This is a genomic window from Umezawaea sp. Da 62-37 (genome assembly GCF_032460545.1).
Taxonomy (GTDB): Bacteria; Actinomycetota; Actinomycetes; order Mycobacteriales; family Pseudonocardiaceae; genus Umezawaea.
In genome coordinates this window covers 325,496-335,397 of sequence record NZ_CP135965.1, presented here as the reverse complement: position 1 = coordinate 335,397, position 9,902 = coordinate 325,496, and the positions used below count along the sequence as shown (strand labels likewise).

At 74.0% G+C, this 9,902-nt stretch carries 10 protein-coding genes; 5 read left to right on the top strand and 5 right to left on the bottom strand.

Features of this window, described 5'->3' with window-relative positions:
• The first annotated feature begins 21 nt into the window (after positions 1-21).
• The 4 genes from RM788_RS01585 (at position 22) to RM788_RS01570 (ending at position 4,756) form a co-directional block, all read left to right on the top strand.
• Entirely contained in the window at positions 22-1,242 is a 1,221-nt protein-coding gene (locus RM788_RS01585) for a cytochrome P450 (RefSeq protein WP_315929638.1), read from the top strand.
• 70 nt (positions 1,243-1,312) lie between these two features.
• Entirely contained in the window at positions 1,313-2,419 is a 1,107-nt protein-coding gene (locus RM788_RS01580) for an ABC transporter substrate-binding protein (protein WP_315929637.1), read from the top strand.
• A gap of 385 nt (positions 2,420-2,804) precedes the next feature.
• Positions 2,805-3,440, top strand: a complete 636-nt coding sequence (locus RM788_RS01575; RefSeq protein WP_315929636.1) for a hypothetical protein — start codon at positions 2,805-2,807, stop codon at positions 3,438-3,440.
• 308 nt (positions 3,441-3,748) lie between these two features.
• The gene (locus RM788_RS01570) at positions 3,749-4,756 is read left to right on the top strand and encodes a hypothetical protein (protein WP_315929635.1); all 1,008 of its coding nucleotides are present in this window, start codon (positions 3,749-3,751) and stop codon (positions 4,754-4,756) included.
• Between the two features lie 231 nt (positions 4,757-4,987).
• On the opposite strand, the gene RM788_RS01565 is transcribed toward RM788_RS01570, so the two are convergent.
• The 5 genes from RM788_RS01565 to RM788_RS01545 all read right to left on the bottom strand — a co-directional run bounded on the left by RM788_RS01565 (position 4,988) and on the right by RM788_RS01545 (position 9,016).
• Positions 4,988-5,116: a hypothetical protein gene (locus RM788_RS01565; protein WP_315929634.1), complete on the bottom strand. Its 129-nt coding sequence runs from the start codon at positions 5,114-5,116 to the stop codon at positions 4,988-4,990.
• A gap of 157 nt (positions 5,117-5,273) precedes the next feature.
• A complete protein-coding gene (locus RM788_RS01560; RefSeq protein WP_315929633.1) occupies positions 5,274-6,431 on the bottom strand; it encodes a geranylgeranyl reductase family protein in 1,158 nt (385 codons plus the stop codon).
• On the bottom strand, positions 6,428-7,450 hold the full coding sequence (locus tag RM788_RS01555; protein WP_315929632.1) for an NAD(P)/FAD-dependent oxidoreductase: 1,023 nt from the start codon (positions 7,448-7,450) through the stop codon (positions 6,428-6,430). Before RM788_RS01555 ends, RM788_RS01560 begins: the two co-directional genes overlap by 4 nt.
• On the bottom strand, positions 7,443-7,961 hold the full coding sequence (locus RM788_RS01550; protein ID WP_315929631.1) for an isoprenylcysteine carboxyl methyltransferase family protein: 519 nt from the start codon (positions 7,959-7,961) through the stop codon (positions 7,443-7,445). The genes RM788_RS01555 and RM788_RS01550 overlap by 8 nt, the downstream gene beginning before the upstream one ends.
• A complete protein-coding gene (locus tag RM788_RS01545) occupies positions 7,958-9,016 on the bottom strand; it encodes a type III polyketide synthase (protein ID WP_315929630.1) in 1,059 nt (352 codons plus the stop codon). Before RM788_RS01545 ends, RM788_RS01550 begins: the two co-directional genes overlap by 4 nt.
• Before the next feature lie 36 nt (positions 9,017-9,052).
• Between RM788_RS01545 and RM788_RS01540 the strand changes: the two genes are divergently transcribed.
• Positions 9,053-9,901 (top strand): UbiA family prenyltransferase, encoded by an 849-nt coding sequence (locus tag RM788_RS01540; protein ID WP_315929629.1) that lies wholly within the window; start codon positions 9,053-9,055, stop codon positions 9,899-9,901.
• The last annotated feature ends 1 nt before the right edge of the window (position 9,902 follow it).

Here is a 9,902-nt window from a genome sequence, read left to right as displayed (position 1 = left end):
CCCCGATCCAGGAGAAGCACCATGAGCACCGACGAGTTAGCCGCGCCCGCGGCACCCGCCCAGTTCGCGTTCGAGGACCTCCTCGCGCGGTGGGGCGAGTTGCGGGAGAGCGATCCCGTGCACCACGACGGGGAACAGGGGATGTGGCGGGTGTTCGACCACGCGACCGTCGCCCGCGTGCTGTCCGACCCGACGACCTTCTCGTCCGACTTCTCCGGTCTCACCCCGGTTCAGGAGGACTTCGAGACCTTCCGGATGGGCAACTTTGTCGGCATGGACCCGCCGAACCACCGCAAGCTGCGCACCCTGGTCACCCAGGCGTTCACCCCCAGGACGGTGGCGCGGCTGGAACCCCGCATCCGCGCGATCACCAACGAGCTGCTGGACCAGGTGTCCGGCGCGAGTCGGTTCGACCTGGTCGACGCGCTCGCCTACCCGCTGCCGATCATCGTCATCGCCGAACTGCTGGGCGTGCCCGCCGAGGACCGGGAGCTGTTCACCAAGTGGGCGCGGGTGCTCTTCGGCGGCGACGAACTGGGGGAGTCGGCCGGGCTCGACGACATCCAACGGGCGCTCGACGCCATCTCGCCGACCATCCGCGAGATGAACGAGTACATCCTCGCGCACATCCGCCACCACCGCGCCCACCCCGGCGAGGGTCTGACCAGCAAGCTCGTCACCGCCGAGCTCAACGGCGAACGCCTTGAGGACCAGGAGATCGTGGGCTTCGTCGCCCTGCTGCTGGTGGCCGGGCACATCACCACCACCGCGCTGCTGGGCAACGCCGTCGTCGCCTTCGACCGGAGCCCGCTGATCGTGCCGGGGCTGCGCGCCGACCCCACCGCGCTGCCCACCGCGCTGGAGGAGGTGCTGCGCTACCTGCCGCCGTTCCCCGAACTGGGCAGGCGGACCACCTCGGAGGTCGAGCTCGGCGGCCGCACCATCCCCGCCGACTCGATCATCATGGCCAACCTGGCCGCGGCCAACCGCGACCCCGCCCAGTTCGCCCGCCCCGACGTGTTCGACGCCCAGCGCGCCCCGAACCCCCACCTGACCTTCGGGCACGGCATCCACTTCTGCTTCGGCGCGCCCCTGGCGCGGATGGAGGCCAAGATCGCGTTCGAGGTCCTCTTCGACCGCTACAAGCAGCTGACGGTGGCCACCGACGAGCCCGTGGAGTTCCAGAACCCCGCGGTGATCGTCAGCGTGAAGCGGCTGCCCGTGGACGCGCTGGGCGCGTGACCTGCGGTGCGGCTCGCCCCCTATCCTCGGGCGAGCCGCAACCGCACCGCCGCACGGGGGACACCAGCGCATGAGCACCTCACCATCCGGAGCCCAGGTGACGGGCGGGGCACCGGTGGGGATCGGCGCCCTCGTCCCGCTGACCAGGCCCGGCTGGGTCGACGCGGGCCGCCACCTGCTCGCCGGCCTGGAACTGGGCGTCCGCGAGGTGAACGCCGCGGGCGGGGTCGGCGGAAGGCCGCTCGAACTGCTGGTCAGGGACACCGCCGCCGATCCGCTGAGGGCCGCGGCGGCGGTGGACGAACTGGCCGGACTGGGCGTGGCCGCCCTGGCGGGGGAGTACCACAGCGTCGTCGCCCGCGCCGTCGCCGCCAGGGCGGACGCCCTCGGCCTGCCGTTCCTCTGCTCGTCGGCGGTTCTCGACGCGCTCACCGAGCGGCCGACGGACCTGGTCGCGCGCCTCGCCCCGGCGCAGTCCCACGGCTGGCGGATCTACGCGGACTTCCTCCTCGGCACGGGGCGCGGCCGAATCGCCGTGGCCACCCAGCCGAGCGCCTACTGGGCGTCCGGGACCCGCGTCCTGCGGGACCACCTGGCCGCTCGCGGCGGCAGCGTCGTCGAACTGGACATGAGCGCGCTCGACCCCGCCGCCGTGTGCGACGCGCTCGTCGACCACCGCGCGGCCGCCCTGCTCCTCCTGGTCGGCCACCCGGAACCCGCGGTGTCGATCGTCAGGGCCGTCCGCCGCGACCAGCGCCTCGCCGGGATCGTGATCGGTGCTCCCGCCGGGCAACCGGAGTCCGCCGACTGGGCGGCGCTGCTGGGCGACGACGGCACCGCGATCCCGTTCCTGCGCTACCTGCCCGAGCACCTCGGTCCACTCGGCGCGCGAGTCGGGACGGCCCTGCGCGAACGCCTGGCCGAAGCGCCCTCCTTCGTCGCGTTCGAGGGTTACGACACGGTCGCCGTCCTCGCCGAGGTGCTGCGCTCCCGCGGCACGGACCCGGCGCGCGTCGCCGGGTCCTGGGCCGGCGTCGCGGTCGACGGCACCCGAGGGCGGATCCGGTTCTCCCGCGTACCGGGCATCGGCGTGTGGCAGTGGGCGTGGGCGCCGGTCCAGGTCGTCGACCGGGATCCTGCGGACCCCGACCGCTTCCGCGTCCTGCACACCGGCTGAGGCGGTCCGGAACTCCGCCCGCCCCGATCCGCGTTTCCGGGCCCCTGGCGTGATCGCCGGGCGCGGGGCGGTGGGTCCATTGTGGATCGTCCCTGGTACGAGGCCCTTTCCGGCCGGTATCACCACGCTGGGTGATGACGAAGCCGTTGCGGCGGCTCTGTTCCACCGACCAGGTAACGGCGACCGGCATCCCAGTCGTGATCGCGTTCCCCGAAGAGGTGATGGGGCCGCGGAGGGGATTCCCGAGGCCTCCCAACGGCAATCCTCCTTGCGAGAGCTGGTGGTGGCCGACCGCGGAGAGGTGAGCTGACGAACCGCCCGTCCCGATCCGCTCTCGCGCTAGTTGACCACCGTGTTCGAAGCCTGTTGTCACGGAAGGAAGACCATGCACAAGAACCTCCAGCGCGGCCTCTTGGTCGCGATGATGTCCGGCGCGCTCGCAGTCCCCGGTACCGCGTTCGCCAGCGCCGAGGCCGCTCCGCAGAGCCCGGTCGGCGCGTCGAGCTGGGCTGAGGGCATGTCGGACGACTACGCCCTCCAGTCCGCTGTCCTCCGTGGTGGCGAGCCCGTGGTCGAGGACGAGGCCGACGAGAGCACGGTGATCGCGATCGGGGGCGACGGCGGGTCTTCGGGCGACGCCGGTGACGCGGGCAGCGTGAACACCGCCACGAGCGGTGACTCGGGCGACTCGGGCGACTCCGGTGACACCGGCGAGAACACGACCGTGGTGTCCGACGGCGGCTGGGGCGACAACGGCTGGGGCGAGAACGGCTGGGTCGAGGACAGCGACTACGGCTGGAACCCGTGGGGCTGGAACGGCCTGGAGCACGGCGGCTGGGACGACCACCACGGCGACTCGGGGACCATCGTGGTCACGGGTGACTCGGGCGACACCTCGACCGGCGCCACCGGCGACGCGTCCAACGACAGCAGCACCGTCGGCGGCGACTCCGGCGAAGGCGGCGACGGTGGCGACGCCGCGGCGTGGACCGGTGGCATGGCGGACTCCATGGAGGACTGACACCACGCGAACCTCCTTGCGGCATGGCTGAATCGCACCCGTTGGACGCCGGACTCCCGTTTGGACGATGACCACCCGATCGGTGGATGACGGCCCGATCGCGGGGTTGTCCTCCGCCCATCGCGGGTGGAGTCCGGACGGAACTGGTAAGCAAGGGAAGTCGCAGTGGCGAGCCCCGGCAGCGCGGTCCTCGGACCCGCTGCCGGGGCTCGGCACCGTTGGAGCGCGGAACAGCCGGGAACGCGGTCAGGCATCACGCAGGAGGCGATGAACATCCCACCCGCCGTACTCGCAGGAGGTATCGACCGATGATCACCCGCGCCTCGCGGAACCCGTCCACCACACCGGGCGAGGCGGCTTCCCCGTCGTCATCCGGCGTCCGCTCCGCGGCGCTGACCACGCTCACCGCCGCCACCGTGCTGCTGTCGGCCGCCGTCCCCGCGGCCGCCGATCCCGCGCCCCCGGTGACCCCGTTCGACATGACCGTCTCCACTCCCGGCGCCGGGACGTTCGACGTTCCGGTAGACGTGACCGTCGTCACCCTGACCGCCTGGGGCGGCGGTGGTGGCGGTGGTGGCGGCGCGGGCGTGGACGCGGGCGGAGCGGGTGGCGGCGCGGGCGCCGTGCTCACCTGCCGGGTCAAGCTGGCCGCGCACTCCGAGCCGATCGTCATCCCCTACGTGGTGGCCGAGGGTGGCAAGGGAGCCGAAGGCGGCGCGGGCGGGCCCGGCGGGCTCGGCGGCTTCCGCGACGAGGCCGTGGGCAACGGCAACGACGGAGCCACCGCCGGAACCGAGGGCGAGGGCGCCGAAACCGAGGGCGAGGCCATCGGTGGTGGCGGTGGCGGCGGCGGCGGAGCGACCACCGTCGGCACGGCCGAGCACGGTGCCGAGAAGATCGCCGTCACCCTGGTGGCGCCAGGGGGCGGTGGCGGAGGCGGTGGCACCCCCGCCGGTGGTAGTGGTGCCGAGGGCGGTCGTGGCGGCGGCGAGTACGGCGGCCGCGGCGGAGCCCCCGGCCTGACCGGTTCCGGCACGGCCGACGGCAGCGTCGCCACCGGTGGGCTCGGCGGCGGCATGACCACGTGCAAGGTCGTGACCGCGACGTCCGCCAACCTCACCGCCACCTCGAACGGGCGCGGCAACGGGGCCAACGGCTATCGCGCGGACGGCCGCCTCCACAGCGGGAACGCCTTGGGCGGGCGGGGTATCACCATCGACGGGAAGTCCTACGGCGGTGGCGGCGACGGCAGCCGCGAACTGGTCGCCGCGACGAACGGCGCCAGCGGCGGTCTGCGCATCCAGTACGACGCCTGATCTTCGACGCACCCGGTGGGGCGCGGTGGCTTCCGGCACCGCGCCCCGGTGGGCTGAGGTGCCTCGGTGCTGTGCTGGTGACCCGCCGCGCCCTGGTGGAACAGTCTGGGCGGCCGACGGCTGGGCCCATGCCCCAGCGGGCTCGGCGTAGGGGATAGCGCGGTGGCCAAATCCTCACCGCGTTTCGCGCGTCTCGGGGTGGATCACCCCGAGCGGGCTCGGCCCGGAGGGCTAGCGCGTGTTCGGGCGCTGAGGTGTCCTCATCGACGTCGAGCGGGCGAGGTCGCGGACCACCCAGACCGCCCCGCAGATCGCCAGCACGATCAACGGCAGGAACTGCCAAAGCGTGTCCCACAGCATGGCTCACCCGTGTTCTTCGAGAAGTGGTGTTCCCGGCGTCGACCTCGCCGCGGAGGACGCGTCGACGTGCCGCCCAGTAATCGACCGGAACGCGGCGGGCCAAACCTCCCGTGACCATTCCGTTGTCTTGGGTGTCCACTTGGGAGCGTCGATGGGGTCAGGCGCCGCGGCGTCCGGTCACCACGGCCCGCACCATCGCCGCGACCAGGCGGGCGTCCAGCGTGCCCGAGCCCAGGCCGATGTCGACGAACCGGTCGAACGCGTCCTGGTCCGCGCTCGCGGCGGCGGTCGCGATGTCCAGCGGCCACGGCCGCCGGGTGAGGCGCGCGAGCAGGTCGGTGTGGCGCAGGTGCCCGCCCAGCCGTCGGCGCAGCGCGCGGCGGTAGGCGCGGGCCGGTTCGGGGGTCAGCGCCGCGGCGCCCGCGAGGCTGCCGGACAGCACCGCGTAGTAGATCCCCTCCCCGGTCAGGGGGTTGATGAGCGACGCGGCGTCGCCGGTGAGCAGGACCCGGCCGTGGCCGACCTCGGGGCGGCCGGTGGACAGCGGCAGCCGGTGCCCGCGCAACCGGAGCGGGCCGAGGTCGGGCAGCAGGTCGTGCAGGCGTTCGGTCATCCGCGCCCGCGTCGGCGGGGTGCCGTCGACGAGCTGCCCGTACCCGACGTTCGCGGTGCCGTCGCCGACGGGGAAGGCCCACGCGTAGGCGGGCCAGTGCGCGCCGGTCATGGTGAGCAGCTGTTCCCCCGCGGGCCACGGGTCGGCGGGGGCGTACCCGCGCAGCGCCACGGCGACCGTTCCCGGACGGGCGGGCCGGGCGCCGCACTGGCGGCGGACCACCGACTCGGCGCCATCGGCCCCGATCACCACCCGCGCCCGGATGTCCCCGTCGACCAGCACCTCGTCGTCGGCCGCCACGACCGTGCGCACCCGGCGGCGGCGCAGCACGGCGCCTGCCGCGACGGCGGCGCGCACAAGGCGTTCGTCCAGCAGCAGCCTGGGCACGACGGCGGCCTGCCGTGCGAACGTCCGGGCGGCCACGACCCCGCCGGGCGACACCATGCGCAGCGCGGTCACCGGCAGGGTGCCCGCCACGAGCGCGGCCGTGTCGACACCGAGGTCCGCGAGCACGTCCAGCGCGTGCGGTGCGACGCCGTCGCCGCAGACCTTGTCGCGGGGGAAGTCCACCGCGTCGAGCAGCAGGACCCGCGCGGCCGGATCGGCGCGCAGCGCGGCGATGGCCGCGGTGGACCCGGCCGGTCCCGCGCCCACGACGACGAGGTCCCACACGCCGGGCGGGACCGGCCGGTCCGCGGTCACCGGGCCAACTGGTCGACGGCGAAGGAGAACAGCCCCGGCGCGCGTGCGGCGAGCGGCACGACGCGCCGGGCCAGCGCGGGCTTTCCCCGCGCCCACAGCAGCCCGGAGGTCAGCCAGCGGGACCGGCGCGAGGTCGTGGTCCACGCGCGGTCGTAGTCACCGGGCCGGTCGCCGTGCAAGCACCGGACCAGTTCGGCGGCCGCGGTCAGCGACAGCGCGAGCCCTTCGCCGGTCAACGCGTCGATGTAGCCCGCGGCGTCCCCGACCAGCAGCACCCGGCCAGCGACCCGGCCGGAGGTCCGCTGGAACAGCGGTCCCGCTCCCCGGACGTCGGACGCGGGCTCGGCGTCGGCCAGCCGCGCGGCCAGGTCGGGGAACGCGGCCAGCTGCTCGTCGAAACCGCCGCGGACCGAGGAGAGGATCGCGACGCCGACGGTGTCCGGCGCGACCGGGGTGACGTAGGCCTCCGAGTGCTCCGCCCAGGTCACCTCGACCGAATCGCTGAACGGGCGCAGGGCGTAGTGGCGGCGCAGACCCCACCGCGGCTTCCGGCCGCCGCTGTCGGCCGCGAGCCCGGCCGTGTCGCGGATCGCGGAGTGGAGCCCGTCCGCGGCGACGAGGTACCGGGCCCGCAGACCGTCCACCCGCACGTGGTCGGCGTGCTGCTCGACCCCGGTGACCGACTGCCGCACCACCTCGACGCCGTGCCGCAGCGCTTCGCCGCGCAGCGCGTCGTGCAGGACGGTGCGGCGCACCCCGCGGCCGGGGCCGTCGCGGAACGCGGCGTGCGCGACGGCCGTGCCCTGCCGGTAGGTGATGCCGCCGATCGCGTGCCCCGGCGGATCGACGCCGAGCGCGGCCAGCGCGCGCACCGCGCCGGGCATCAGCCCTTCCCCGCAGGCCTTGTCGATGACGCCGTCGCGCTTCTCGCACACCACGACGTCCATGCCCGCCTTGGCGCAGCCCAGCGCGACCGCGAGCCCGGCGGGCCCGCCGCCGACCACCACGACGTCACGCATGGGCCGTCCTCAGCGCGTCGTTCTCGGCGCGGACGCGGACGGTCAGCAGGAAGGCGTTGAGCACGGAGAACAGCAGCGCGGTGAGCCACGCGCCGTGCACCAGCGGCAGGGCGAAGCCCTCGACGACGACCGCGACGTAGTTGGGGTGCGCGAACATCCGGTACGGGCCGCCGGTGACCTTCGACAGGCCCGGCACCACCACGATCCGGGTGTTCCACTGGTGGCCCAGGGTGCGGATGCACCACCACCGCAGCGCCTGCGCGGCGAGCACCAGGGCCAGCATCGGCCACCCGAGCCAAGACCGGAAGTCGCGGTCGCCCAGCCACACCTCGGCCAGGCAGCCCACCAGCAGTCCGGTGTGCAGCACGACCATGAACGGGTAGTGCCCGAACCCCGTCTCGCGACCGCCGCGCGCCAGGCTCCACGCCAGGTTCCGCTTGGCCACCACCAGTTCCGCCAGCCGCTCGACCCCGACCAGGCCGACCAGGACGGTGTACCACACCTGGCTCACCACCGGAGCAGCACCAACTCGGCGCAGAAGCCGGGACCCATCGCCATCAGCACTCCCCAATCCCCTGGCGCCGAAGGCCTTTCGGCCAGCGTGTCGGCGAACACGTGCAGCACGGAAGCGGACGACAGGTTGCCGATCCGGTTTAGCGAGTTCCACGTCATCGCGAGGTCGTCGTGGTCGAGTCCGAGCACCGACTGGATGGTCTCGATCACCTTCGGCCCTCCTGGGTGGCAGATCCAGCGGGAGATGTCGTCGACCACGAGCCCGTGCGGTGACAGGAGGGTCTTCACGTCCTCGGCCAGGTAGGTCCGCACCAGGTCGGGCACCTCCGCGCCGAGGACGATCTTCAGACCCGTGCTGCCGACGTCCCAGCCCATCGCCCGTTCGGTGTCGGGGTACAGGTGGCTCGCGGTGTCGACGACGCGGGGACCGACCGACCCGAGGGGGTGGTCCGCTCCGACCGCCACCACCGCGGCGGCGCCGTCCCCGAACAGACCGGAGGCGATCATGTTGGCGGCACTGGGGTCCTGGCGCTGCACGGTCAGCGAGCACAGCTCGACCGACACCAGCACCGCGACCGCGGTCGGCGCGCCGAGCAGGAAGTCGTGCAGCCGGGCCACCCCCGCCGCGCCCGCGAGGCAGCCCAGCCCCATCATCGGTATCCGCTTGACGTCCGGCCGCATCCCGATCCGGGCCGCGATGCGGGCGTCGAGGGATGGCACCGCGACACCGGTGACCGTCGTGGACATCACCACGTCCACATCGGCCGGCCGCAGGCCCGCGTCGGACAGCGCGCCCAGCACGGCCTCGCAGCCCAGGTCCACGCCCACGGTCAGGAAGGCGTTGTTGGCGGCGGTGAAACCGTCCAGCCCGGCGTACTCCTCGATGGGCAGGGCGAGGTGCCGGGTGGCGACCCGCGCGCTGGTGTGGAAGCGGTCCACGACGGCGTGGGAAGCCGACTCGGGCAGGCACAGCCGCGTGAACAGCTCGGTCAGCTGTGCCTGGGGATATCGGTGCTGCGGCAGGGTCGCGTGAACCGCCGATATGGCTGTCATCCTGTCGACCCTAAGCGCTGGACCTACACTCGGCAGATGGCCGGAACGCCGACCGCACCGCCGAAGCGCGCGCTGGCCCTTGGCCTGGTGGGCGCGTGCCACCCCGTGCCCTCCCTCGCCGTCACGGCCGTGTCCGTGCTGCTCGCCGTCGGCGTCGGGCACGACGCCGCGGGGGTGGCGCTGATCGGCGCGGCGGTGCTCACCGGCCAGCTGTCGATCGGCTGGTCGAACGACCGGGTCGACGCGGCGAGGGACCGCGAGACGGGCCGGACGGCCAAACCCGCGGCCACCGGAGAGGTGCCGGTCGGCTGGGTCGGCGCGGCGGCCGGGCTGGCGCTGGCGGCCTCGGTCGTGCTGTCCTCGCTGCTGGGCGTGCTCGCCGCCGCCGCCCTGCTGGTCGGGGTCGCGGCGGGCTGGGCGTACAACCTGGGGCTGAAGGCCACGCCCTGGTCCGGTGCGACCTACCTGCTGGCCTTCGGCGCCCTGCCGCTCGCGCCCTACCTGGCGCTGCCCGGCCACCCGTGGCCGGAGTGGTGGGTGCCGGTGGTCGGGGCCCTGCTCGGGTTCGGCGCGCACTTCGCGAACGTGCTGCCGGACCTGCGCGCGGACGCCGCCACCGGTGTCCGCGGCCTCCCGCAGAGGCTCGGCCCGCGGTGGGGCGTCGTGGTCATGGCGGCCGCGCTGGCGGCGGCGTCCGTGGTGCTCGGCTTCGGGCCCACCGACACCTCCACGACGTTCACCCTGGTCGCCGTGGGCGGGGGAGTGCTCGGCGCGCTGGCCGCGGCGGCTGTCGCCGTGCGGTCGCCCGACAGCCCGGCGGCGTTCCGGATCACGATCGCGATCGCCCTGCTGGACGTCGGGCTGCTGATCGCCGCGGCGGTCTGAC